At 64.0% G+C, this 25,366-nt stretch carries 23 protein-coding genes; 5 read left to right on the top strand and 18 right to left on the bottom strand.

Going from position 1 to position 25,366, the window contains the following annotated elements; genetic code table 11:
* The first annotated feature begins 166 nt into the window (after positions 1-166).
* A complete protein-coding gene (gene kbl / locus ISP20_RS02445) occupies positions 167-1,360 on the top strand; it encodes a glycine C-acetyltransferase (RefSeq protein ID WP_204634465.1) in 1,194 nt (397 codons plus the stop codon).
* 139 nt (positions 1,361-1,499) lie between these two features.
* Here the strand turns inward: kbl and ISP20_RS02440 are convergent, their stop codons facing one another.
* The 4 genes from ISP20_RS02440 to ISP20_RS02425 form a co-directional block, all read right to left on the bottom strand.
* On the bottom strand, positions 1,500-2,294 hold the full coding sequence (locus ISP20_RS02440; RefSeq protein ID WP_204634464.1) for a pseudouridine synthase: 795 nt from the start codon (positions 2,292-2,294) through the stop codon (positions 1,500-1,502).
* A gap of 81 nt (positions 2,295-2,375) precedes the next feature.
* Complete coding sequence (locus ISP20_RS02435) at positions 2,376-3,476, bottom strand: OmpA family protein (protein ID WP_204634463.1); 1,101 nt, start codon at positions 3,474-3,476, stop codon at positions 2,376-2,378.
* A gap of 358 nt (positions 3,477-3,834) precedes the next feature.
* Entirely contained in the window at positions 3,835-4,950 is a 1,116-nt protein-coding gene (locus tag ISP20_RS02430; protein WP_204634462.1) for an OmpA family protein, read from the bottom strand.
* Positions 4,951-5,156: 206 nt separating this feature from the next.
* A complete protein-coding gene (locus ISP20_RS02425) occupies positions 5,157-6,608 on the bottom strand; it encodes a bifunctional 2-methylcitrate dehydratase/aconitate hydratase (protein ID WP_204634461.1) in 1,452 nt (483 codons plus the stop codon).
* A 278-nt stretch (positions 6,609-6,886) separates the two neighbouring features.
* Between ISP20_RS02425 and ISP20_RS02420 the strand changes: the two genes are divergently transcribed.
* The gene (locus ISP20_RS02420; RefSeq protein ID WP_204634460.1) at positions 6,887-7,573 is read left to right on the top strand and encodes a TerC family protein; all 687 of its coding nucleotides are present in this window, start codon (positions 6,887-6,889) and stop codon (positions 7,571-7,573) included.
* A 57-nt stretch (positions 7,574-7,630) separates the two neighbouring features.
* On the top strand, positions 7,631-8,239 hold the full coding sequence (locus tag ISP20_RS02415) for a glutathione S-transferase family protein (protein ID WP_204634459.1): 609 nt from the start codon (positions 7,631-7,633) through the stop codon (positions 8,237-8,239).
* Positions 8,240-8,279: 40 nt separating this feature from the next.
* Here ISP20_RS02415 and ISP20_RS02410 read toward each other — a convergent pair whose 3' ends face one another.
* The 11 genes from ISP20_RS02410 to ISP20_RS02360 form a co-directional block, all read right to left on the bottom strand.
* Positions 8,280-9,731 (bottom strand): coiled-coil domain-containing protein, encoded by a 1,452-nt coding sequence (locus tag ISP20_RS02410; RefSeq protein ID WP_239535176.1) that lies wholly within the window; start codon positions 9,729-9,731, stop codon positions 8,280-8,282.
* A gap of 105 nt (positions 9,732-9,836) precedes the next feature.
* On the bottom strand, positions 9,837-10,442 hold the full coding sequence (locus tag ISP20_RS02405; protein ID WP_204634458.1) for a hypothetical protein: 606 nt from the start codon (positions 10,440-10,442) through the stop codon (positions 9,837-9,839).
* Positions 10,443-10,453: 11 nt separating this feature from the next.
* Positions 10,454-11,140 carry a C39 family peptidase gene (locus ISP20_RS02400; protein WP_204634457.1) on the bottom strand — a complete coding sequence of 229 codons (687 nt, stop codon included), beginning with the start codon at positions 11,138-11,140 and terminating at the stop codon, positions 10,454-10,456.
* Entirely contained in the window at positions 11,137-11,556 is a 420-nt protein-coding gene (locus ISP20_RS21510; protein ID WP_239535175.1) for a hypothetical protein, read from the bottom strand. The genes ISP20_RS02400 and ISP20_RS21510 overlap by 4 nt, the downstream gene beginning before the upstream one ends.
* Positions 11,557-11,688: 132 nt before the next feature.
* A complete protein-coding gene (locus ISP20_RS02390) occupies positions 11,689-12,660 on the bottom strand; it encodes a hypothetical protein (RefSeq protein WP_204634456.1) in 972 nt (323 codons plus the stop codon).
* 446 nt (positions 12,661-13,106) lie between these two features.
* Positions 13,107-14,252 carry a bifunctional 2-methylcitrate synthase/citrate synthase gene (gene prpC, locus ISP20_RS02385; protein ID WP_204634455.1) on the bottom strand — a complete coding sequence of 382 codons (1,146 nt, stop codon included), beginning with the start codon at positions 14,250-14,252 and terminating at the stop codon, positions 13,107-13,109.
* Between the two features lie 75 nt (positions 14,253-14,327).
* A complete protein-coding gene (gene prpB / locus ISP20_RS02380) occupies positions 14,328-15,215 on the bottom strand; it encodes a methylisocitrate lyase (RefSeq protein ID WP_204634454.1) in 888 nt (295 codons plus the stop codon).
* Positions 15,216-16,136: 921 nt separating this feature from the next.
* Complete coding sequence (gene prpE / locus ISP20_RS02375; RefSeq protein WP_204634453.1) at positions 16,137-18,032, bottom strand: propionate--CoA ligase; 1,896 nt, start codon at positions 18,030-18,032, stop codon at positions 16,137-16,139.
* Positions 18,033-18,143: 111 nt separating this feature from the next.
* The gene (locus tag ISP20_RS02370; RefSeq protein ID WP_204634452.1) at positions 18,144-18,485 is read right to left on the bottom strand and encodes a hypothetical protein; all 342 of its coding nucleotides are present in this window, start codon (positions 18,483-18,485) and stop codon (positions 18,144-18,146) included.
* Positions 18,486-18,629: 144 nt separating this feature from the next.
* A complete protein-coding gene (locus ISP20_RS02365; protein WP_046972585.1) occupies positions 18,630-19,616 on the bottom strand; it encodes a malate dehydrogenase in 987 nt (328 codons plus the stop codon).
* A gap of 72 nt (positions 19,617-19,688) precedes the next feature.
* A complete protein-coding gene (locus tag ISP20_RS02360; protein WP_204634451.1) occupies positions 19,689-20,888 on the bottom strand; it encodes a pyridoxal phosphate-dependent aminotransferase in 1,200 nt (399 codons plus the stop codon).
* Positions 20,889-21,129: 241 nt separating this feature from the next.
* Here ISP20_RS02360 and ISP20_RS02355 point away from each other — a divergent pair, with 241 nt between their 5' ends.
* Positions 21,130-21,384 (top strand): GlsB/YeaQ/YmgE family stress response membrane protein, encoded by a 255-nt coding sequence (locus ISP20_RS02355; protein ID WP_204634450.1) that lies wholly within the window; start codon positions 21,130-21,132, stop codon positions 21,382-21,384.
* 53 nt (positions 21,385-21,437) lie between these two features.
* On the opposite strand, the gene ISP20_RS02350 is transcribed toward ISP20_RS02355, so the two are convergent.
* The 3 genes from ISP20_RS02350 to ISP20_RS02340 form a co-directional block, all read right to left on the bottom strand.
* Positions 21,438-21,905 (bottom strand): YidB family protein, encoded by a 468-nt coding sequence (locus tag ISP20_RS02350; protein WP_484489044.1) that lies wholly within the window; start codon positions 21,903-21,905, stop codon positions 21,438-21,440.
* A gap of 122 nt (positions 21,906-22,027) precedes the next feature.
* Positions 22,028-22,537 carry a peptidylprolyl isomerase gene (locus ISP20_RS02345; protein ID WP_204634448.1) on the bottom strand — a complete coding sequence of 170 codons (510 nt, stop codon included), beginning with the start codon at positions 22,535-22,537 and terminating at the stop codon, positions 22,028-22,030.
* A gap of 105 nt (positions 22,538-22,642) precedes the next feature.
* Positions 22,643-24,508, bottom strand: coding sequence for a D-(-)-3-hydroxybutyrate oligomer hydrolase (locus ISP20_RS02340; protein WP_239535173.1), 1,866 nt, complete (start codon positions 24,506-24,508; stop codon positions 22,643-22,645).
* Positions 24,509-24,638: 130 nt separating this feature from the next.
* Here ISP20_RS02340 and ISP20_RS02335 point away from each other — a divergent pair, with 130 nt between their 5' ends.
* Positions 24,639-25,295 carry a response regulator transcription factor gene (locus ISP20_RS02335; RefSeq protein WP_204634611.1) on the top strand — a complete coding sequence of 219 codons (657 nt, stop codon included), beginning with the start codon at positions 24,639-24,641 and terminating at the stop codon, positions 25,293-25,295.
* The last annotated feature ends 71 nt before the right edge of the window (positions 25,296-25,366 follow it).

The raw sequence follows: 25,366 nt of genomic DNA, 5'->3' as shown, positions 1-25,366 counted from the left end.
CGTTCCGCGGGTACTGCCGCTAACACCGGACATTGACGCTACTGGATTCCAGCCTGCGCCGGAATGACGGCAAAAAAAGCGTGGCTTGCGGCCAGTCACCCGGGGTTCCTTCCCAGCCCGCCCCCAAGGGGTCAAAATAGCCTTTTGACCCAGCTGGAATTCCCCCATGAGCTACCCCGGCCAGTCTCGCTACGCCAGCGAACTCGAATCGATCCGTGAGCAGGGCCTGTTCAAGGCCGAGCGCATCATTGTCTCCCCGCAGTCGGCGAAGATCCGCCTCGACAGCGGCAAGGACGTGCTCAACTTCTGCGCCAACAATTACCTTGGCCTCGCCGATCATCCCGAAGTGATCCAGGCGGCGAAGGATGCGCTGGACACGCACGGCTTTGGCATGGCCTCGGTGCGTTTCATCTGCGGCACGCAGGATCTGCACAAGCAGCTGGAAAAGAAGATCGCTGAGTTCTTCGGCAAGGAGGACACCATCCTCTACGCCGCCTGCTTCGATGCCAACGGCGGTCTGTTCGAGCCGCTGCTGGGTGAAGAAGACGCCGTCATCTCCGACGCACTCAACCACGCCTCCATCATCGACGGCATCCGCCTGTGCAAGGCCAAGCGCTTCCGCTACGCCAACTGCGACATGGCCGATCTGGAAAAACAGCTTCAGGCTGCCGACGCTGCAGGTGCGCGCACCAAGCTGATCACCACCGACGGTGCGTTCTCGATGGACGGCTTCATTGCACCGCTGGACCAGATCACCGCGCTGGCAAAGAAGTACAACGCACTGGTGCACATCGACGAATGCCATTGCACCGGCTTCCTCGGCGACACCGGCCGCGGCTCGGCCGAGGTCAATGGCGTGCTCGACAAGATCGACATCATCACCGGTACGCTGGGCAAGGCACTCGGCGGCGCGTTGGGCGGCTTCACCACCGGCCCGCGCGAAGTGATCGAGATGTTGCGCCAGCGCTCGCGCCCCTACCTGTTCTCCAACTCGCTGCCGCCGCACGTGGTGGCCGCCGGCACCAAGGTGTTCGAGATGCTGGCCGCCGCGGGCGATCTGCGCGACCAGGTGAAGGAGAACACGCGCTACTTCCGCGAAGAGATGACCAAGGCCGGTTTCGACATCAAGCCGGGCGTGCATCCGATCGTGCCGGTGATGATCTACGACGCGAAGAAGGCGCAGGCCATGGCAACGGAGTTGCTCGACGAGGGCATCTACGTCACCGGTTTCTTCTACCCGGTGGTGCCGCAAGGCCAGGCGCGCATCCGCACGCAGATGAGTGCGGCGCATACGCGCGAGCATCTGGATCAGGCGATTGCGGCGTTTACCAAGGTGGGCAAGAAGCTCGGCGTTATTTAAGCCCGCTCGGAGCCGTGCCTTTCCTTTCGGGAGAGGCGCGGTCTCCGGCTTTCTGTGGGAGCGCACCCTGTGCGCGACTGCAACGTGCAGCATGGTCGGCCAGGTGGGCTGTCGCGCACAGGGTGCGCTCCCACAGGTGTTACTTCTCGCCGAGCGCGCGTACTTCTTCGGCGGTCAGATGCCGCCACTTTCCTTTCGGCAAATCGCCAAGCGGCAGCGCGCCGATGGCGACGCGGATCAAGCGCAGCACGTCGATGCCATGCGCAGCCAGCAATCGCCGGATATGGCGGTTGCGTCCTTCATCCAGCACGATCTCCAGCCACGCATTCTTCTCGCCATGTCGTAGCAATACCGCACGGCGTGCAGCGAGCCGTTCGCCCTCTTCCACGATGCCTTCGATCAACCGGTCCAGCAGAGCCTGATCGGGAATATCGTTGACCTGCACGTGATAGGTCTTGTCCACGTGGTGCTTCGGTTCGGTCAGGCGCGCCGCCCACACGCTGTCGTTGCTCAACAACAGCAGGCCTTCGCTGGCCTTGTCGAGTCGTCCGACCGGACCCAGCCATGGCAGGCCGGCATCCTTCAGCAGGTCGTACACGGTGTCGCGACCGCGCTCGTCGGCGGCACTGACGACGAGGCCGCGCGGCTTGTTGATCGCGATGTAGACGCGCGTGCTGGCGGCAATGGGTTCGTTGTCGAGCAGGATGCGTTGTCGATCCGCATCGGCGGGTCGCTCGGGATCGAGCACCACCTTGCCGTCGACGCTGACCCGTCCTTCGCGTATCGCCTTCTCCGCCTGGCTGCGCGAGCACACGCCCATTTTGCTGAGCACGCGCGCCAGACCATGGCGAGGTGCCGATGGTATGGCGTAGCGTGAAGCGGGACGAGACGGACGCATGGGAGAAACTCTCAGCCGGATGGCGATACCGCGCATGGTAGGTGATACCTGCGCGTATCCACAAAAGAAAAGCCCGGCTTGCGCCGGGCTTCTCCGTACAGCTTGGATCAGATCCTATTACTGCTGGACCTGCAGTTCGGTACGACGGTTCTGGGCGCGACCGGCATCCGTGGCGTTGTCGCCGATCGGATCGTTCTTGCCATGGCCGAACGGACCGATCAGGCGATCGGCAGCGATGCCGTGGGCCGTCAGGTAGTTGAACACGATCGCAGCGCGACGCTCGGACAGCGACTGGTTGTACACGTCGGTGCCCTTCGAGTCGGTGTAACCGGCAACCGTGACCTTGACCTGCGGGTAACGCTGCAGGGTGTCGACAGCCTGGTCGAGGATGGCAACCGAGTCAGCGGTCGGCTCAGCCAGCGCCTTCTTGATGTCCGTCTCGCCCTTCTTCGGACGGTCGAACTTGAAGTTGACGCCGCGCAGGTCGATCACGACCTTCTGCGGGCAGCCGTCCGGACCGACGATCGTGCCTTCCGGCAGATCCGGGCACTTGTTGTCGCACAGGTTCACACCGTTGCGGAACTGCTTGGAGCAGTCCGGAGCCACCGGCGGCGGCGGGGTTGCTGCGACCGGAGCAGCAGCCGGCTCGCCGAAGCGCGACACGATGCTGAAGCCCAGGAACCAGTCGCCGTAACCGTTCTTCTCCGGCTGGGACTTGTCGTCCCAATCGTAACGGTAGCCACCTTCGACGCGGAAGTCGGTGCTGTCGGTGATCGTCTTGGAGACGCCCACGCCCACTTCAGCAGCCGGCGACCAGGCGTTGTCAGCCGGGTTCATGTGGTAGCTGCCCAGCACGCCCACGAGGGCGTACGGACGCCATGCATTCCAGTCACCGTAGTAGAAGCGAGCAGCAACGCCGACGTTGTTGTTGGCCCAACGATCGCGGCTGCCGCCGTCGATGGTGCGCTTGGTGCGGTCGAAGAACACGTCGATCGAGGTGTTCGGCGCAATGAAGCGACCAAAGCCCAGGCCGTAGTACACCTGGCGGCTGTTGGTGTTGCGATCGGTATCGTTGTAGTAGCCGCCCACGGTCGGAGCGATGTACCAACGACCGTCGTAGCTCGACGTCGTGGTGGTGGTGGTGCTGTCTTGCGCGTGAGCGGCACCTACGCCGCCCAGAGCCAGGGCAATCAGGAAATACAGGCCCTTACGATTCATCAGGTGTCTCCTCATATTATTGGTATTCGCGTCCGTTCCACCCCAGACGGAAAACGCGCGTCATAACTGACTTCTACTCCGGGACTTTTCCTGTCCCGCGCTTTGCGTCCCGATCGGGGGAAATGTCACAAGACTTCAAGCGCGGCGGAGTGTAGCAAAATCGTTAAGAGCATCGCACGCACAGCAAGACGCTGTTGGTGAGCCACTGTTCAGGCAGATGAGACAAACGCTACGACGAAACTTCTTGCCTGCGACAACCTGTCACCAGCAAACAACGCGTTAGACCGAATCGCGTTATTGCAAAAAGAAAAAGCCCGGCATTTGCCGGGCTTTTCCTACTTCTGCGTACGAGGTTCGATTACTGCTGAACCTGCAATTCCGTACGACGATTTCGGGCACGACCGGCATCCGTGTCGTTGGTGTCGATCGGATCGTTCTTGCCGTGACCGATCGGACCTTCCAGACGACTTGCATCGATACCGTGCGAGGTCAGGTAGTCGTACACGATCTTCGCGCGACGTTCCGACAGACCCTGGTTGTACTCCGCCGTACCCACGCTGTCGGTGTAGCCGGCAACGGTGACGTGCACCTGCGGATAACGCTGCAAGGTGTCGACGGCCTGGTCGAGCACGGCCAAGGAATCCTTGGTCGGTTCGGCCAGCGACTTGGCGATGTCCTTCTCGCCCTTCTTCGGACGATCGAACTTGAAGTTGACGCCGCGCAGGTCGATCACGACCTTCTGCGGGCAACCATCCGGACCGACGATCGTGCCTTCCGGCAGATCCGGGCACTTGTTGTCGCACAGGTTCACGCCGTTGCGGAACTGCTTGGAGCAGTCCGGAGCAGCCGGCGGCGGCGGCGGCGGAGCCGGCGGGGCCGGCGGTGCGCCGATGCGCGAGACGATGCTGAAGCCCAGGAACCAGTCGCCGTAACCGTCCTTGTCGGGCTGGGTCTTGTCGTCCCAGTCGTAACGGTAGCCACCCTCGACACGGATGTCGGAGCTGTCGGTGATGGTCTTGGACACACCCACGCCCACTTCGGCAGCCGGCGACCAGCCGTGCTCGAAGTTGCTGATGTGCTGGCTGCCCATCACGCCGCCCAACAGGTACGGACGCCATGCGTTCCAGTCGAGGAAGTAATAGCGCGCCGCCACGCCATACGTGTTGTTCGACCAACGACCGCCGCCGGCATCGGTGTCCACGGTGCGCTTGGTGCGGTCACCGAAGAAATCCAGCGAGAAGTTGGGCGAGAAATAGCGACCAAAGCCAATGCCGTAGTAGAACTGGCGGCTATTGGTGTTGCGGTCGGTGTCGTTGTAGTAGCCACCCACCGTGGGTGCGATGTACCAGCGATCGTCGTACATGGACGTTTCGGTGGTGGTCGGTGCCGCACTGCCAGTGTTGTCCTGTGCGTGAGCGGCGCCTGCGCCGCCCAGGGCTAGGGCAATCAGGATGTACAAGCCCTTACGTTTCATCAGGTGTCTCCTCGTTTATTGGTGTACGCGTCCGTTCACCCCAGACGGGAAAAGCGATCAAGCCGTGATTCCACTCCTAGTGAACCGCGAACCTGACTTCGAACCTAGTGCTTGTTTTACCCGAAACGGGCGCGGAGTAGCTTAGCAAAAGTTAAGCAATTGCAAATCGACCCCAAACGCCCGTTCATTTTCAGCTCACGCCGTCTTTACAGCGTGAAGAAACCAAGGAACTCGTGGATCGGCATGGCATCTAGCTTAACGGGGTCTGCCGTGGCGTTCAGGATCGTTTTGACCCGATGGGACGGCAGCTGGCTTCGCATGGCAGCCTCGAACTTCTTTAACAACACGGGGATACCCTCCCCCCGGCGCCTGCGATGACCGATCGGGAAGTCGATGGAGACCTTTTCGGTGCTCGAGCCGTCCTTAAAGAACACCTGAACTGAGTTGCCGATGTAACGTTTCTCGGGATCGAAGTAGTCCTGGGTGAACCGGGGGTTCTCGCTGACCACTGTCTTGGCGCGCAAGGCGTCGATGCGGGGGTCGGCGGCCACCTCATCGTTATAGTCGTCGGCCGTCAGGCGGCCGAAGATCAACGGCACCGCCACCATATATTGAATGCAGTGATCGCGGTCGGCGTAGTTGGCCAGCGGGCCGGTCTTGTCGATGATGCGCAGGCCCGCTTGCTGGGTCTCGATCACCACCTGCTCGATCTGGTCGATCCGGCCGGCCACGGCGCCGTGCAGCTGCATGGCGCACTCGACGGCCGTCTGGGCGTGGAATTCGGCCGGAAAGCTGATCTTGAACAGCACGTTTTCCATCACATAGCTGCCGAACGGGCGCTCGAACTGGAACTCGTTGCCCTTGAAAGCCACGTCGTAATAGCCCCAGGTCTTGGCGCTGAGCGCCGACGGGTAGCCGACCACGCCCCGGTACACCGCATTGATGGCATGGGTCACGGCGCGGCGGCAGGCGTCGCCGGCCGCCCAGCTCTTGCGTGGGCCAGTGTTCGGGGCGTGGCGATAGGTGCGCAGCGCGCCGTTGTCGATCCAGCTATGGGAGATGGCCGTGACGATCTGCTCCCTGGAGCCGCCCAGCATGGCCGTGGCCACCGCCGTGGAAGCCAGGCGCACCAGGATCACATGGTCCTGGCCGACGCGGTTGAAGCTGTTCTTGAGCGCGTAGCAGCCCTGGATCTCGTGGGCCTTGATGGCGTAGGTGAGCACGTCGCGCACGGTCATCGGCCGGCCGCCCTCGCGCTCGGCCTTGCGGCTGAGGTAATCGGCGACGGCCAGGATGCTGCCCAGGTTGTCCGACGGATGACCCCACTCGGCCGCCAGCCAGGTGTCGTTGAAGTCCAGCCAGCGGATCTGGGTGCCGATGGCGAAGGCCGCCTGCATCGGATCCAGCTCGTGGCTGGTGCCCGGCACGCGGGCGCCGCCCGGCAGGTTCGCGCCCGGGACGACCGGGCCCAGGTGCTTCACGCACTCGGGAAACTTCATTGCCATCAAGGCCGTGGCGAGCGAGTCCAGCAACATGTAGCGCGCGGTGTCGTACGCCTCGGTGGACTCGATCGGGTAGTCGACGACGTAGTCGGCCACGTCGACCATCGGTTGGTCGGGATCGGGGCGCTTTGCGGAGCGGATATCGGGCGCACTCATGGGAGACCTCGCGGCGGTGGGAGCGACAGTAGTGGTTTTGCCCGCTTTGTGCAGCTTGACGCCCGCGCACGCGGACCTCGACAATGCGCAGATACTGATCCCAAAAGGGAGTAGTTCCGAACGCCGGCTTCGTCGGTGTTCGTGCAGCGGTCGTCATCACGAGCGTCACCACGCTCCGGTCGCTGCGGCGGTTCTTCCGCGAACGAGACTTTTGCAGTCATGACGGGCCGCGCGCGTCCGTCGTGGTTGCATTTGTCCCGACGCGCAGAGACCCGTACATGGACCTTGTCGTCACCGAATTCCTCTCCGGCCTGCTGGCCATCGTGCTGCTCGACCTCGTGCTCGCGGGCGACAACGCCATCGTGATCGCGCTGGCCGCGCGCCGGCTGCCCCGGCATATCCAGAAAAAAGCCGTGCTGTGGGGCACCGTGGGCGCGATCGCGGTGCGCCTGCTGCTGACCGGCGTGGTGGTGTATCTGCTCAAGCTGCCGGGTCTGATGCTGGTGGGCGGCGCGTTGCTGTTGCCGATCGCATGGAAGCTGCTGCAACCGGACAGTCATCCTGCGCACGAGGTCGGTGCCGCGGGCAGTTTCTGGGCAGCCATGCGCACGATCATCGTCGCCGATGCGCTGATGGGCATGGACAACGTGCTGGCCATCGCCGGCGCGGCCAAGGGGCACATGGTGCTGGTGGTCATCGGACTGGCGATCAGCGTGCCGCTGGTGGTGTGGGGTTCGTCGCTGATCCTGCGGCTGATCGAACGTTTCCCGGTGATCGTCTACATCGGCGCAGGCGCCATCGCGTGGACGGCGGCCCGCATGATCGCGCACGACCATTGGTTGTCGCCGTGGTTCGAAACGCATGGCTGGGCCAGCTATCTGCTCGACGCCGTGCTGGTGATCGGCGTGTGCGGCGGCGGCTGGTTGATGCAACGCCACCGCCTGCGAGCGCAAGAATCGGCTTGAGCGTGGCAAGCCCGGCAGGCGACACTTCATGGATAAGACCACACCAGGACGATCCCCATGAAGTTGTACTACCTGCCGGGCGCCTGCTCGCTCGCCGACCACATCGTGCTCGAATGGATCGGCCAGCCGTACACGACGCATCGCGTCGCGCGCGAAGAGCTTGGCTCGGCCGACTACCTGAAAATCAATCCGTCGGGCGTGGTGCCTGCCCTGCAGGAACCGGACGGCTGGGTGCTGACCGAGAACGCGGCCATCCTCAACTATCTGGCGGACAAGTTTCCGCTGGCCGGCCTGGGCGGCGAAGGTGCGCGGGGCCGTGCGGAAGTGAATCGCTGGCTGGCTTACATCAACTCCGACCTGCATCCGATGTACCGGCCGGTGTTCCGCCCGGAGCGCTTCATCGATGGCGAAGAAGCGCAGGATGCCTTGCGCTGCCGCGCCATCGAACGCTTGCGCGGCTACTATCAGCGTCTCGATGCCCAGCTCGAAGGCCGCGACTGGCTTACCGGCACGCGCTCGTTCGCCGATCCGTACCTGTACGTGGTGCTGCGCTGGGCCATGGGCAGGGGCGTGGACTTGTCCGAACTGCACAACCTCGCCCGCTTCCATCAGCGCATGCAGGACGATGCCGGCGTGAAGTCGGCGCTGCAGCAGGAAGGTCTCTGAGCACGCCAACGGCGTCGTTGGCGTGCTCGCATTCCTGGCTCTAGAACATCATCGGCACGCGCACGGTCACCGTCGCGTCCGGTGTATCGCGCGTCACGCCGACGCCCAGGGTGAAGTTGAGCGTGCGCTTGTCGCTGAAGCGCCATGAGCCGCCGATCAGGAGCGTGCCGAGCACGATCTTGGTCGAGCCGGGCACGTTGTGGTTGTTCTGCTTGGTGGCGCCGACGAAGCTCTGGTCGTAGCCGATACTGATCGACGCTTTCTCGTTGAGCGAAAGGCCCATGCCCACGCTGACGTCGACGATGTCGCCCAGCTTCACCTTGCCCAGATTCTCGGTGCCACCGAGCAGGATCTTGCGCGTCACGTCGTCGCGCGGCACGTTGTAGAGGTAGCTGAAGTTGCCGAAGAACACCACCGGGTCGGTGGGATACAGCCAGGTCACGCCCGGCTGGATGGCCCAGAAGCCGGTACCCACCGGCTGCGTCAGCGGCAGGCCGGTGCCGGTAGCCGCGAGATCGACCTGGCCGATCACGTTCTCCACGCAACGTTGCACGCAGTCCGTGGTGACCTGGAACGGATCCTTGCCGGTGTTCGACTTCACGCGCAGCCAGCCGACGTAATAGGCCTTGTCCGGGCCGCCGACATTCAACTGATAGCGCGCGGTCGCTTCGATATCGCCCAGGCCGTGGCCGCTGTTGCCGAACGCCTTGTCGGTGGCGCTGCCGGTGAAGATCTCACGGCTGGTCACGTCCTCGTGCGCATAGACGTAAGGCACGCGGACTTCCACTTCGAGCCGGTTGCTGAGGCCGTAACGCGTGGTCAGCCAGCCGACCTGCGTGGTCGTGCGCACCTGCCGCGCATCGATCAGGCCGATCAGGATGGCGGGGATCACCGTGTAGCCCACCAGCGCCACGCGATCGACCGACGAATAACCAAACTGGTAGGCCGGCTCCATGATGAACTTGCCCTTGGGCGTCAGCACGCCGGGCTGCTGGAAGATCGGCGCCACCTCGGGCGGACGCGTATCGGCCTTGGGCGCTTCGCCCACCGGTTGCTGTTGTGGCGCGTTGGCGGCCACCGCATCGCCGGCCGGCATGGGCAGCGCAGACGCTCCAGGACCGCCTGTCGCGATGCTGCCGGCGCGCTGCTTGTCCAGCACGTCGATGCCCACGGCATGGCGCAACGACTTGTAGTCGGCCTCCTGTTCGGCCAGGGCGCGCTTCATCGCATCGAGCTGGGCGATCTGCGCACTGATCTGGCTGCGCATGGCATCGATGCGGTCGCCCTGCTCGGCCACCCGCTTGCGCAACTCGTCCGGATCGACCGCTGCGGAACTCCCGGAGGGCGCCGCTGAAATGGTGTTGTTGGCCGTCGCGGGTGATGCCCCCGGCGGCGACGGTGACTCCTGCTGCGCCGAGACAGGCAAGCCCAGCGCCACCAATCCGGCACATCCCGCCGACCAAACGTATCGCCACGCTGAGTGTCGCATCATGCTTCCTCATGACTCATGGTTCGATGTCGTACTTATCAACACGCCGCGCTTGAGCAAGCACGGCGTGTTTGCGGTAACAGCCCAGCCCCTGCTGCGTCTGCCCTGTCAGTGACCCAGGGATTGCAACTGCGCCTGCTGCAAAGCCTCCTGCAGACTCCCCTCGCGGAATGCGTTGAGCGAATTGGTCGATGCGTTGATGGTGGTGATGTTCTGGATGTTCTGGTTGTTCAAGGTGTTCTGGATCACCGTGCCGCCCATCTTCGAGGCGAGCGCGGAGGGATCGAAGGTGTTGTTCGGACCGATCTGCGTGACCTGCACCGTGTTGAGCGCCGTCTGCATGGCTTGCGCCTGCGCGGTGGTCATGTGCGCGACGTCGGGAATGTTGAAACTGGTGGAGGTGACCAGATTGCCGTTGACGTAGACGGCGCGGTCGATCCCGAACGAGGCCACCAGGCCGTTGCCCAGGTCGAAGCCGCCGCGCTGCTCGTCGAGCGTGTCTTCGCTCACCGCAGCCCAGCCGGGCAGGCCGTTGTCGGAGGTCGGGATACCCGTCACCACGCTCGCCAGCGCTTCAGCCGGCGCAGGCGCATGCGCTGCCACGGCAGCCGCTGTCACCGTGGTCGCACCATCCTGCGCCTGCGCCCCCACGACGCAACTACCGCATGCGACAAAGAGAGCGCCAAAGCCAACGATGTATGCAACCGCTTTCATCAGTGTGTCCCTCAAATATCGTCCGGCCCTTTCTTGGGCATCACGGTGTTGTAGAGGCCGTTGCGATCGATGGCATCGCCTATGGGCGCCGCAGGCGCCACTTTCCAATCATTGGGGCTGTTGAACACCGCCAGGTTGCGGCGGTTGTGGATCACGAAGACCAGTCCGTTCTTCCACAGCGTCATGAACTTGGCCTGCGACAACACGCGCGTGCCGCGAGCGGGATCGCCCACCAGCAAGCGGTTGTTGCGCATACCCTTGACCACTACGAAATGGTGATAGCCCTTTTCGTCGATGAGCACGATGGCCGGCAGGTTTTCCTGCTGGAGCTTTTCGATGGGCACCTTGAAGCCGTCCGCATCGAAGCCATTGGCATCGAGGAAACGCTTGAGATCCAGCATCGAAAAACCTTCCTTGTTGATCTTGGCCTGGTCGCCGTGCAGATACATCTGCTCGAACGCGACCTGCTCGTTCACCGGATAGCCGTACTGGTAGGTCAGCAGCGTGGCCACCGCGGCCGAGCCGCAGCTGAAATCGTATTTCTGGTGGATGGTGCTCTTGTAACGCGCCTCCTTGAGGCTGGTCAGGCGCACCGTGTACGAACCCGGGCCACTGCTGACCACCGTCACCGGCGTGGACGCGCGACTGTGCACCGGCAACGCCGCCAATACGATCAGCAGCGCCGCACGCATGTTCATGGTTTGAACTCGACGCTCAGCACCGTGGCGTTCTGGATCAGCACGTTGTTGCCCGAGTTCTGGATCAAGGTCGGGAATCCGACCGCACCCGCGGCCGCGCCGCCGCTGATGATGTTCTCACCCGTGGTGAGGTGATCGGCGCTGTTGTTCTGCACGGTGCCGGTCAACGTGGTGTTCTGCTGCACCAGCATGCCGCCGCTCTGGGAGGCCAGGGTGGCGCTATCCACGCTCTCGCCCAGGTCGCTGGCGACGCCCTGGTGATCGACATGGCTTGCCGCGACATAGGCGGCCATGGGCGAGTCCACTCCCTGCCCCAGATAGTCCTGCGGGATGGCCGCGTTCTCTGCGCAAAGCACCGTGGGAACGGCGAGCGCACCGAGGGCGGTGATACGAAGCATCCATTGGAAAGATCGCACGGCAGCATCTCCATGAGGCGAGCCCACGCCTCTGATTGAAGCGGACAGCGCTGACCGTCGCATCGCGCAACGGCACCGCAGCATCACGCACGGTGGAGCGAATGACTCCACCGTGCATGATCCCTTTCGCACTCAGCGACCCACGTTCAGGTTTGCTTGAACGTTCACGCTCTGCTGTACCAATGCCGCCGCGCCACTGTTCTGGGCGAGGATCGACACACCGGCCGCTGCCGCCGCCGAACCGTTCATCTGGTTCGACATATCGAACGCGCCCGTGGTGGCCGAGGTCGTGCCGCCTGCACCGCCAGCACCGCCAGCACCGCCAGCTCCGCCCGTGCCTGCGCCACCGGTATTGCCGGCACCTGCGCCGCCAGCACCGCCGGTTCCTGCCGTTGCAGTAGCCGCACCGCTGGTGCCGCCCGTCGCGCTCGCTGCGCCGCTGGTTGCGGTCGGCGATGCTGCGCCGGCGGTTCCGCCTGCACCTGCGCCACCTGCGCCACCGGTACCACCGGTGTTCGCGCCGCCACCTGCCGTGCCGCCACCGCCGCCCGCACGATTGTGGTTACGGATGCCACCGGCGTTGCCGCCGTCGCCGCCGTCACCGCCGCCAGCCAACGAAGCGCCGAGTCCAGCCGCATCGCCCGAGTCGGCGCCCGAACCGCCGGCCTTGCCGCTGCTGGCATGTGCGCCACCGGCGTTGCCGCCGTCGCCGCCGTTGCCGCCCCAGGCCTTGCCGCCGTAGCCGCCACCGCCTTTACCGCCGCTGGAGCCGCGACCGCCATTGGCGTCGCCCTTGTTCACTGCGGAGTTGCCGATACCCCACACGGCCACGTCCGAGACCGAACCGTTGAGCGTGCTGTTTGCTACTGCCTTGCTAACGTTGAAGGAATCCGCCGTGCCACCGCTGCTGGCGGCTGAACCGTCCGCACCCGTCGCATAAGTGCTGTAGGTGTTGGTGTCGGTGTCGGTGCGGGTATGAGTGCTCGAATCGGTGTTGGTTAAGGTGCTCGATCCTTTCGAAGTGTTTTCGTTGTCGGCAGCGAATGCCGGGAGCGTAAGCCCCAGACCCAACACTATTGCGGTCGCTATTAGAGTCTTGCGCATGGTCTATCTCCTGGAACGATGCGGTGTGACCCCCTGTGTTGCTGGTGTTGCGAATCCAGCACGTTCTCGTCGCAACTTGCGTGCCACGCCGTGTGGACTTGCGCTCACAAAGCTGAAGACCATGAAATCAGCGACTTGAAGAGACCCACGGACAATGAGTTTGACTGCGGTCAGACAGTCACAAAGCGCGAGTGGATCAAGGCTGTTACAGCGCACCACGTTCCGGGCCTTGCACCTGGAACATAAACACTCGTGCATGAGCCCTTATTTCAGGGATTTAGCGCGTATTGCTGCGTTCTCACAAGGAAGTGGAACACCTGTATCAGCAGATTTACACCCATGCATACGAAACCCTAGCAATGTCGTACAGGGTCCTGAACCATAACGAAACTTGGAAAGAACGAAGGGGCCTTTCGGCCCCTTCATTCGACATAGACCTAGGGCGATCAGCGCTTTTCGATCGGAACGTAGGCCAGATCTTCCGGGCCGGTGTAGTTCGCGCTCGGGCGGATGATCTTGCCGTCCTCGCGCTGCTCGATCACGTGGGCGCTCCAGCCGGAGGTGCGGGCGATCACGAACAGCGGGGTGAACATGGCCGTCGGCACGCCCATCATGTGATACGCGCTGGCCGAGAACCAGTCGAGGTTGGGGAACATCTTCTTCTGCTCCCACATCAGCTTCTCGATCTTCTCCGACACGTCGAACAGGGTCGGGTTGCCGCCTTCCGTGCACAGCTTGCGGGAGACTTCCTTGATGATCTCGTTGCGCGGATCGGACACCGTGTACACCGGGTGGCCAAAGCCGATGATGATTTCCTTGCGCTCCACGCGGGCGCGGATGTCCGCTTCCGCCTCGGCCGCGTTGCGGTAGCGGGCGATGATCTCCATCGCCACTTCGTTCGCGCCGCCGTGCTTGGGACCACGCAGCGCACCAATCGCACCGGTGATCGCCGAGTACATGTCCGAGCCCGTGCCGGCGATCACGCGTGCGGTGAAGGTGGACGCGTTGAACTCGTGCTCGGCGTACAGGATCAGCGACTTGTCCAACGAATGCGTGCACAGCTCGCTGGGCTTCTTGCCGTGCAGCAGGTGCAGGAAGTGACCGGCGATGGATTCGTCTTCGGTCACCGTTTCGATGCGCTTGCCGTTGTGGCTGAAGTGGAACCAGTACAGCAGGATCGAACCGAAGCTCGCCATCAGGCGGTCGGCGATGTCGCGCGCGCCGGTGACGTTGTGGTCATCCTTCTCCGGCAACACCGTGCCCAACACCGAGCAACCGGTGCGCATCACGTCCATCGGATGAGTGGCGGCAGGCAGCAGTTCCAGCGCGCTCTTCACCGGCGCCGGCAGGCCGCGCAGGCGCTTGAGCTTGGCGCGATAGGCATTCAACTCCGCCCAGTTCGGCAGCACGCCGTGCACCAGCAGGTAGGCCACTTCCTCGAAACAACCCTTGGCCGCCAGGTCATGGATGTCGTAACCGCGGTAATGCAAGTCGTTGCCGCTGCGGCCCACCGTGCACAGCGCGGTGTTGCCGGCAGCCACGCCCGACAGCGCGACGGATTTCTTGGGCTTGGGAAGAGTTTGCTCAGTCATTCGGTACATCTCCTGAAGACATGCTTGCGTCAAACGTGGACGGCACCGTGATGCCGGTTATCTCGATGGGGTCGATCAGCTCTTCTTGGAAAAGAGCTCATCCAGTCGGCGCTCGTAGTCGTGGTAGCCGATGCGGTCGTAAAGCTCTTCGCGCGTCTGCATGGTGTCGATCACGTTGCGCTGGTGGCCATCACGGCGGATGGCCTGGTAGACGTTCTCCGCCGCCTTGTTCATGGCGCGGAACGCCGAAAGCGGATACAGCACGATGCCCACGCCTGCGCTGGCGAGCTCTTCCACGCTGAACAGCGGCGTCTGGCCGAACTCGGTGATATTGGCCAGCACCGGCACCTTCACGGCATCGACAAAGCGGCGATAGGTCGGCAGGTCGTAGGCAGCCTCGGCAAAGATGCCGTCGGCGCCCGCTTCGACGCAGGCAATGGCGCGCTCGATCGCTGCATCCACACCGTCCACGGCAATCGCGTCGGTGCGCGCAATCAGGAAAAAATCGGCATCGGTTTTCGCATCTGCGGCTGCCTTGACGCGATCGGCCATCTCGCTGGTCGACACGATCTCCTTGCCGGGACGATGACCGCAGCGCTTGGCGCCCACCTGGTCCTCGATATGGCAGGCCGCGGCGCCGAACTTGATCAGGCTCTTCACGGTGCGGGCGATATTGAACGCGCTCGGACCGAAGCCGGTGTCGATGTCCACCATCAGCGGCAGGTCGCACACATCGGTGATGCGGCGCACGTCAGTCAGCACGTCGTCCAGCGTATTGATACCCAGATCCGGCAGCCCCAGCGAACCCGCCGCGACACCGCCGCCCGAGAGATAGATGGCGCGATAACCGGCTCGCTTGGCGAGCAACGCATGGTTCGCGTTGATGGCACCGATCACCTGCAAGGGGTGTTCTGCCGCGAGGGCGGCGCGGAATTTCGCGCCGGGGGATGCGATGTGGGCCATGAAACCTCCGCTTAAAGAGGAGATTTTAGCGCACCGTTTGTAAGGGGGCTGTTGCGCGGCAGCATGAATGGTTTCGAAGGGAGCGTGTAGTTAGTTGGTGGCTGCATCGTATGGTGCGGCGGTGTTTTCCTTGGGTTTTCGTGGGGCTAAAGCGCTGGGCTTGAACTGCCTGCGCGCTCGCCTGTGGGAGCGCACCCTGTGCGCGACCGCCACGTTGGGATGTATCGCTCCGTAGGCTTGTCGCGCACAGGGTGCGCTCCCACAGTAGCCCGTCAACGCGATGCACCCACTTCTCCCTCTCCCCGCCTGGGAGAGGGGCGGTGCTCGGGGGAACGTGTGTGTCTTCTTTTGTGGGAGCGCACTTGTGCACGACCGCCACGCGGGGATGTACCGCTCCGTAGGCTTGTCACGCACAAGTGCGCTCCCACAGTAGATCCGCAGCTCCTGGCTCCTGGCTCTTGGCTCTTGGCTCTTGGCTCTTGGCTCTTGGCTCTCGGGGGTCCCCGTATGACGCGGCGGGTGGGTGGAGGATCAGCCCGAAGGGTGGCCCGCAGGGATGCGGGCCAGTTTTTCGCCAGGGCAGGATGCCCTGTCGAAAAACCCCGCAACCCACTCGCGCACCTGGAGGGCCGCAGGCCCGGAAGGCGCGTCATCCGGGGGGCCCTTCTCTTTGGTTACTTTCTCTTGGGCAAGCAAGAGAAAGTGACCCGGCCTCCGGCAGGAGGACGGAAGCCCGCGGCAGGCGAGCCAGGTCGCCGTATCGCGACAACCGAAGACTGACGAAACTGGATGACCAGCCTTCGGCTGTTGAAAAACGCCTCCGGCCTGCGCCGGGATGACGAGCTAGGAGCGCTCCCGAGAGCACCCGCCCCTCACCCAACCCTTTCCCCGGAGGGGAGAGGGAGAAGGCTAGCGCCCGACTTATCCGCCTTGATCGGGTCCGCGCTCCAACGCCCGCCGCACCTCTTCCAACGCCCCCGGATCATCCAGCGTCGAAAGATCACCCGGATCGGCGTGATGCACCAGCGCCTGCAACGAACGTCTCAACAGTTTTCCCGAACGCGTCTTGGGCAACGCATTGACCACGTAGATACGCGCCGGCCGCGCGATCTTCCCAAGCTGGTCCACCACACATTGCTGCATGCCTTTGGCCACATCCACCGAACCTTCCGTCACACCTTGGCGTAGCGTGGCAAACACCACCGGCACCTGCCACTTCACTTCGTCCTGCATGCCGATTACCGCGGCCTCGGCACATGCGGGATGCATCGCCACGGACTCTTCGATCTCCCGCGTGCCCAAGCGGTGCCCTGCTACGTTGATCACGTCATCGGTGCGGCCGAGAATGGTCGTGTAGCCGTTCTCGTCGCGGATGGCCCAGTCCAGCGAGCTATACAGCAGTTCCTTGAAGTGGCTGAAATAGCTCGCCACGTAGCGTTCGTCGTTGCGCCATACGGTGGTGAGGCAGCCCGGTGGCAACGGCGGCACGAACACCAGCACGCCTTTCTGGTTCGGCGGAAGCTCCTCGCCGGTGACTTCGTCGATCACTTTCATGCGATAGCCGGGACTTGGAAATCCCGGGGAGCCGAACTTCACCTGCTTCAAGTCGAGGCCGGGCATCAAGGTGATCGCAGGCCATCCGGTTTCGGTCTGCCAGTAGTTGTCGATCACCGGCACGCCGAGTCCGTCGGTGGCCCAATGCGCGGTCGGTTCGTCGAGCGGTTCGCCGGCGAGGAACAGCCATTTGAGCCGGGACAGGTCGTACTTTTTCAGCCAGCTGGCGTCCTGCTTTTTCAGTACGCGAATGGCGGTAGGCGAGGAGAACATACTGCGCACGCCGTAACGCTCGCACAGGCGCCACCAGATGCCCGGATCGGGGTGGGCTGGCAGGCCTTCGTACAACAATGAGGTGGCACCGCCGATCAGCGGTGCGTACACGTTGTACGAATGGCCGACGGCCCAGCCCACGTCCGAGGTGGAAAACATCACCTGCCCCGGCTTGATGTCGAAGATCGTCTCGATCGACATCGCCATGGCCACCGCATAGCCGCCCACGTCGCGTTGGATGCCTTTGGGCTTGCCGGTAGTGCCCGAGGTGTAGAGCAGATAGCTCGGTTCGTTGGATTCGAGCCATTCCACCGGAACTTCGGCGCCCTCATAGGAAGCGCGCAAGCTCGCGTAGTCGAGATCGCGTCCGGCCACGCGGGTCATTTGCGGATCGAGCCCGCGATCGATCATGAGCACCCGCGGAGGCGGACGCTTCGCTTCTTCCAGCGCCGCATCCACCAGCGGTTTGTACGGGATCACCTTGCCGCCGCGCATGCCCGCGTCGGCGGCAATCAGCAGCGCCGGCTCGGCATCGTCGATGCGCAAGGCGAGGTTGTGCGCCGCGAAACCGCCGAATACCACCGAGTGGATGGCACCGATGCGCGCGCACGCCAGCATGGCGAAGACCGCTTCGGCGATGTTGGGCAGGTAGATCACCACGCGATCGCCGCTGACCACGCCCAGCGACGTCAGCACGGCGGCAAACGTATTCACTTCGCGATACAGATCGCGATAGCTCAGTTCGCGCGTGATGCCCGTTTCGGAGGAAATCGCCACCAGCGCCAGCTGGCCGCCGCGCGCTGGAAGATGCCGGTCGACGGCGTTGTAGCAGAGATTGGTGGTGCCGCCGACGAACCAGCGGCGAAACGGTGGCCGGGAAACATCGAGGATGCGTTCGGGCGGCGTATGCCAGTGGATGCGCTGCGCCTGCTCGGCCCAGAAGGCTTCGGGCTGCTCTATCGAACGCTGATAGAACTCCTCGTAACGCATCACAACATCCTCGTTGCAGCGGCTGATCGGTCTAGCCTAGATCAGCCGCGTCGAACGGGCTTTGCGACCTTGGTCGAGTCGGCTGCACGGGCCGTCGCCCGTGCAGTCAGCTCACAAGCAGGACACCGCCGCGTCGCGATAAGCGGGGTTGTAATCCTTCTTGAGGGCCTGGGTCTCGTACATCATCACCTGTGCGCCGGTACCGTCGGCAGTCACGCTGATCAGCTCATGCGCGCCCTGCTTGTCGTTGCCCGACAGCTCGCCCGACTGGTCCTTGTGCGAGGCGCTCACTTCGGCGGTCTCGGCCCACTTCGCGCGCACGCACTCCAGATAGGTCGGAATGTCCTTGTTGGTACGGCTGCTCATCTTCGGCGTGGTGTCGCGCAGACCGTGCGTGCCGCCGCAGGCGGTAAGCAAGGCGCAGAGGGAAAGGGTCGCAAGAAGTCGCTTCATGTCTTCGGTTCCGGTCGGTGCTCTGTCGATTCTACCGATACTCGGCCACATCGCCAGTCATCCGGCGAAAATCGGCGGCTGGCTCAAAAGAAATGGGCGGCCGAAGCCGCCCATTTCACACATCGCGAGGCTTGCTCGCGCGACTTACTTCTTGGCGAACAAGTGCTCGACGCCGGCGCGCTCTTCGCGCAGTTCCTTGTTGGTGGCGTCCATGCGGGCGCGCGAGAAATCGTTGATTTCCAGGCCCTGCACGATGGCGTACTTGCCGTCCTTCACGGTCACCGGGTAACCGTAGATCACGCCCGGCTCGATGCCGTACGAACCATCGGACGGAATGCCCATCGAGGCCCAGTCGCCTTCCGCGGTGCCCATCGCCCAGGTGCGCATGTGGTCGACGGCAGCCGAAGCAGCCGAAGCAGCCGAGGAAGCGCCGCGCGCCTTGATGATCGCCGCGCCGCGCTGCTGCACGGTCGGGATGAAATCGCTCTCGTACCAGGCCTGGTCGACCAGCGACAGCGCCGGCTTGCCGCCCACGGTGGCGTGGTGCAGGTCCGGGTACTGGGTGGAGCTGTGGTTGCCCCAGATGGTCATCTTCTTGATGTCGGTGCTGTGCTTGCCGGTCTTCTCGGCCAGCTGCGACAGCGCGCGGTTGTGGTCCAGGCGCACCATTGCGGTGAAGCACTTCGGATCCAGATCCGGTGCGTTCTGCTGGGCGATCAGCGCATTGGTGTTGGCCGGGTTGCCGACCACCAGCACGCGCACGTCGCGCTTGGCGTGATCGTTCAGCGCCTTGCCCTGCGGGCCGAAGATGGCGCCGTTCGCTTCGAGCAGATCCTTGCGCTCCATGCCCGGGCCGCGCGGACGCGCACCGACGAGCAGCGCGTAATCGACGTCCTTGAAGGCGACGTTGAGGTCGTCGGTGGCGACGACACCGGCCAGCGTCGGGAACGCGCAATCGTTGAGTTCCATCACCACGCCCTGCAGCGCGGGCAGCGCCGGGGTGATTTCCAGCAGGTGCAGGATCACCGGCTGATCCGGACCCAGCATGTCGCCCGCGGCAATGCGGAACAGCAGGGCGTAACCGATCTGGCCGGCAGCGCCGGTAACGGCAACACGAACGGGGGCTTTCATCGGAGAAACTCCTTCAACTTGGGCTTGTACAAAAGACAAAGGCCCACGCCGGTCGGCGCGAGCCCAAGACCATCAGGTCAGTTCAGCAAAGAACGCCTGGATGCGTTCCAACCCGGGCTGCAATTGTGCAGTTGGGCAGGTATAGGAAATGCGCATGGCGCGCGGTTCGCCAAAGGCCGAACCCGGCACGCAGGCCACGCCCGCGGCTTCGAGCAACACGGCGCACAGTTCCACGTCGTCGTTGATCTTCACGCCCTGGTGACTCTTGCCGAAGGCGACCGAGATATCGGGGAAGGCGTAGAACGCACCCTGCGGATACGGGCACACCACGCCGGGAATCGCACGCAGCGCATTGACGACCACGTCGCGCTTCTCGGCGAATTCCTTGCACTTGGCCTCGGGAATGGCCTGCGGGCCCGAGAACGCGGCAACCGCGGCCGCCGTGATCACTTCCGGCAGGCTGGTGATGTGGTTGGAATTGAGCGTGGTGATGGCCTTGGCCACGTTTTCCGGCGCCGCGATCAAACCCACGCGCCAGCCCGGCATGCCATAGGTCTTGGACACCGAGTCGACGAAGATCAGCCGCTCTTTCAGTTCCGGCTGCGCATGCACGAAGTTGTGATAGCCGATGCCGTCGAACACCATCGAGTTGTAGATGTCGTCGGTGATGATCCAGGTGTCGGGATACTTCATCAGCACGGCGGCCAGCGCGGCGATTTCATCGCGCGTATAGACCATGCCGGTGGGGTTGGACGGATTGTTGAACAGGAACACCTTGGGCTTGCGCGCGAGGGCCGCCTCAAGCTGCGCGGGCGTGAGCTTGTAGTTCTGCTCGGGACCGCAATGCAGGATGTTCGCCTTGGCGCCGAGGATGTCGGCGATGTCGCGGTAGGTGGTCCAGAACGGTGCGGCGAAGCAGATTTCCTCGCCTTCGTTCAACAGCGCTTCGCCCAGGTTGTAGAGCAGCTGCTTGGCACCGATGCCGATCGACAGATTCGCGCGGCCGTAGCCCTTGAAGCCCAGCTTTTCGATATGCACCAGGAACGCATCGAGCAGCGCATCCGCACCGCGGTTGCTGCCGTACTGGCCGGAGTCGTGCTGCAGCGCTTCGCGTGCGGCGGCGTAGACATGCTCGCCGGGAAGAAAATTGGGAACGCCGATGGAGAAGCTGATGATGTCGCGACCGGCAGCCTTGAGCTGCTTGGCCTTTTCGGCGATGACCATGATCGCGCTGGGCTTGGCGCGACCGACACGCTGGGCGAGCTGGGGCATGACTTCCTCGTAAGGGGGGACGAAGGCAGCAAACCCGGCAATTTTAGCATGTGGCGGCGCGGCATCCGACGCCCAGGGGCTACCCGATGGTCTAAAACCCGGTTCGCCCGAGCGGCCGCAGGGCGGCGTCAATGACGTTCGTCACTTGCCAAAGCGTGTCGTCAACTGGCTGATCCGCCTATAGATAAGGCCGCAACGCCGCTCTACATTCCAGCCACGACTGACAGCCAAAGGAACGTCCATGCACTGGCTTTGGGTAATCATTGTAGGTCTGGTGGTTGGCGTGATCGCCAAGATGCTCAAGCCGGGCAAGGACCCGGGTGGTTTCATCATCACCATTTCGCTCGGCATCGCCGGCTCCTTTCTTTCCACCTATGTCGGCGAAAAGCTGGGCTGGTGGGGCGAAACCGGACTGGTGCACTTCCTCGGCTCGATTGCCGGCGCCATCGTCCTGCTGTTGATCTATCACCTGCTGACCAGGCGCAGCACCACCTGACGCAGGGAAGCGAAACCGGCGGCGCCTTTGCGCGCCGCCGGCATTTTTTGGCCTCAGGCCGCGCTGGCCCCGCCAAACAGCTTGCCCGCCAGCGAGGCGAGCGAACCCAGGTCGAAACCACCCTGCCCCTGCGCCGGCACCTGGCCGTCGGGGGTGAGATGGTCGACCGCATGCGGCAACACCTGCGAAAGCTGCCCGAGCAGCTGGCCTTGATCGACGCCCAGCTTGCCCGCGGCTTCCTGCAATACCGAACCGAGGCCGCCGTTCTGCAACGCCTGGCCGAGCTGGTCGCCCGATACCTGCTGGTTGCCACCGGTGCCGACCCACGATTGCACCGCTTCGCCCATGCCGTGTTGCTGCAACATGGCGACCAGGCCCTGCACGCCGCCAGCCTTTTCGATCAGCTGGCCCGCGATCGCGACGAGAGAGGAACCGCCAGCCGGGTTGCCTTGGGCACCGCCGAGCAGATCATTGAGAAAGGACATGACTGCATCTCCTTGGGAAGGGGGAATGACACACATCATCTGACGCATGGAGCCGTTCGATTCTAGGCTCCTGAATTACGCCCCGCTATCGCGAAATCGCGCAAAAAAAACGCCGCCCGGGTGGGCGGCGTTTCTTCACGCAATCAACACGAAGGCGATCAGCCGCGCTCGTCGAGCACCGCGTTCCATTCCTTCACGCGGTCGGCCTGGGCCGCCAGCAGCGCATCGACGTCGCCTTCCACGGTGACCTTTTCGATCACGTCGCCCTGGCGGATGGCGTCGACCACGGCCTGGTCTTCCGCGCCGACGATTTCGCCGAACACGCTGTGCTTGCCGTCGAGCCACGGGGTGGCGCCATGGGTGATGAAGAACTGGCTGCCGTTGGTGCGCGGACCGGCATTGGCCATCGACAGCACGCCCGGCTTGTCATGACGCAGCGAGGCGTCGAACTCGTCCTCGAAACGGTAGCCCGGGCCACCGCGGCCGCTGCCTTCCGGGCAGCCGCCCTGGACCATGAAATCGGCGATCACGCGGTGGAAAGCCAGGCCATCGTAGTAGCCGCGACGGGCCAGATTGACGAAGCTGGCGACGGTCACCGGGGTCTTGTCCTCATGCAGGCGCAGGTGGATGGGACCGCGGTTGGTGGTCATGGTGACGTTGATGGTCATCGGAAATCCTTGTTTTAAAAGGCAGCGCGCAACCACAGGCGCCCTGCAAGCGCGCAAGGATACCGCAGCCGGTGTGGCGGACGCCGCCCCCGGCCGGGCCGACATTCAGCGAGGCGCCTGAGTCCAGGCAGGCGGCAGATCCAGCCTGAAACGGGCCAGCGGCAACGCACCTCGCGGTGTGGGCGACGGCGTAGGCACGATCGCCGGCCAGGGGGCACCCGCATAAATGTGCGCCCACAGGCGATCCAGCGCCGCGTAGCCATACGGCAGCAGCGGCACGTGCTGCTCGCCAAAACCGGGAATGGCCAGGAACGCGTCGAAATGCTGGGCGTACGGCACCTTCCAGTACAACGGATGCCCACCGTTGCTGCGCAGCCATGCCACATAAGGTTCGGAAGTGAATGCCGTGGGCAGCAGGCCATCGGAGGCGCCGTGCACGATCCACAACGGCAGACTGGGGCGCGGCGCTTTTACTGTGGTAGCGGCCACGCCATCGCGCAGGGGCTGCGTGCTCGCATCGGTGTCTTCCCACAGCGCACGCAGGCAGAGCGCGCCCGGCAAGGTCGGATCGGGCGAGTGATCCGTGCCGCCGAACAGGCCCACGCCGTTGCCGGGCGGAATGCCCGATGCATCGGCCCACCAGCTCGCGCGCAGCGCGGGATCCACCGCGGCCGCCGCCCCCTTGGCGCCGACACCGCCGTAGCGGAAACCGCAGGGCATATCGTCCGGACCGCGGCGCATATAGGCGGACGCATAGGCGGCCGTGATCGCTCGCCACAGATCCAGCGACGTGGTGGAAGCGGCGGTGGCCATCGCCTGGTCCGTCCAGCCGCCGGCACGCAGATGTTCGTAAGCCTGTGCAGCTTGTGCGGCTACGCGTGTGCCGCTCACCAATTCGCGTTCGTGCAGTTGGTGACAACGCTGCGCCCACGCCGGTGGCACTTCGCCTTCCGGCGTGCGCGCCATCGGTGTTTTGTCGAAGCGTGCATCGGCGAGTGCGCAGGGCAACCAGATCGACGCGTCGGTGGCGTAGTCGAACAAGGCGCGGCCCTGCTCCGGCACGCGCACATTCGGTTCCAGTGCGACCACGCCCGCGAACAGACGGTCATCGTCCAGGCCCGCTGCCTGCAGCACGGCGCCACCGCCGTTGGAAAGGCCCGTCGCGATGATGCGGGTGTTCTGCGCCGTGAAAGGCGCCTGATCGGGAAACGCGCGATCGAGCATGGCCAGCCCGAACCGCGCGGCCTGAAGTACGTGGCGACCCCAGTCGGCTTCCGGGTTGTCGCCCGAGTGCGCATGCTTCACCGCGACGCCGGTGTGCGCGGTGTCGGCGACCGGTTCGAACTCCAGCATGGCCGAACCGCGTTTGGCGCGCGTGCCATCGAGGGCGACGCCGCTGTTGTCGGCGAGATCGAAGTAGCCGCCGCTGGTGCCCTTGTCGGTATAGGCCACCGCGCAGCCACGCGGCAATCCCCAGGCACCCGCCAGCGCAATGGCGCCGTAGATGCCGCGCGAGCCCGACGATGCGGTCACCACCAGGCAACGGCGCGAACGGTCGAAATTGTCCGGCACCTGCAGCAGTACGCGATGCGGCGCATGTGCATCGGGGATCCATGCAAACGCCTGGTACTCGCGACCGGGTACATCGGGCACGCCGCCGTAGACGCGTCCATAGCCGCCGAGCGGACCCAGATCGGCAATGCCCTTCCAGCTGGCCTGGATCGCGCGACGCCGCAATTCAGCCGGCGTGGGCTGCAACGGATGGGCGATCGGCGCCGGCGCACCGGCCAGCCCTTCCAGTCCCAGGCCTGCACTCAGCAGATCGTCGCCCTGGCGATGTTCGGTCTCGCGCACGTCGCCGCGCACAAAATCGGGGGCCTGCATGCCGGACTCCTTGGTCACGGTCGGTGCTGCGCACGACACCAGCAGCGGTGCGATCAGCAGCATCCATCGGGAAAGGCGATTGGTCATGCCCACCACCATAACAAGCAGGCACCGGCCCGCCATCGTACGAAAGTCCAGCATAGAGGCAGTCGCCCTTAAGTGATGACGTGACTTTATGATCTCGACGTCAGCCGTGACCTTGGCTAACTTCAGCGTCATGACACGCCTGCTGATCGCCGACGACCATCCCCTGTTTCGCGCTGCACTGCGGCAAGCCGCCAACGACAGCGTGGACAATTGCGCCGTGGTCGAGGCCGACGACCTCGAAAGCGTGCTCGATGCGCTTGCCGGCGATCCGGACATCGACCTGGTGCTGCTGGATCTGCACATGCCCGGCAGCCAGGGGCTGTCGGGCCTGGCCACGCTGCGCGGCCAGTTTCCCGGCGTGGCCGTGCTGGTGGTATCGGCTCACGACGAAGTGCGCACCGTGCGTCGTGCGCTGGATCACGGCGCTGCGGGTTTCATTCCCAAGAGCGCCAGCCCTGTCGAGATCGGCGACGCCATCCGCAGCGTGCTCGATTGCGGCAGCTGGCTGCCGCCTGCCCTGGCGCAGGCCATCAAGGCGCTGCCTGCCGATCCTTCCGACCTCGACCTCGCTTCACGCCTCGCGCGCCTCACCGAGCAGCAGTACCGCGTGCTCGCGCTGTTGGGCGAAGGTCTGCTCAATAAGCAAATCGCGGATCGCCTGACCATTCAGGAGCGCACCGTGAAGGCGCACGTCACCGCCATTTTCGAAAAGCTGGGCGTGCGCAATCGTACGCAGGCGGGTGTGTTGCTGCACTCGCTGGATTTGAGCGACTCGGCGCGGATCTAGGCATCGCGGGGACGGATTTCGCCGGAGGTTGTGGCAGTCGCGCACAAGTGCGCTCCCACAGGGGCAATGGC

It is taken from the genome of Dyella kyungheensis (assembly GCF_016905005.1).
In the GTDB taxonomy this organism is placed as follows: domain Bacteria; phylum Pseudomonadota; class Gammaproteobacteria; order Xanthomonadales; family Rhodanobacteraceae; genus Dyella; species Dyella kyungheensis.
The sequence above is the reverse complement of the archived record's forward strand: the minus strand, read 5'-3'. Positions and strand labels throughout refer to the sequence as shown.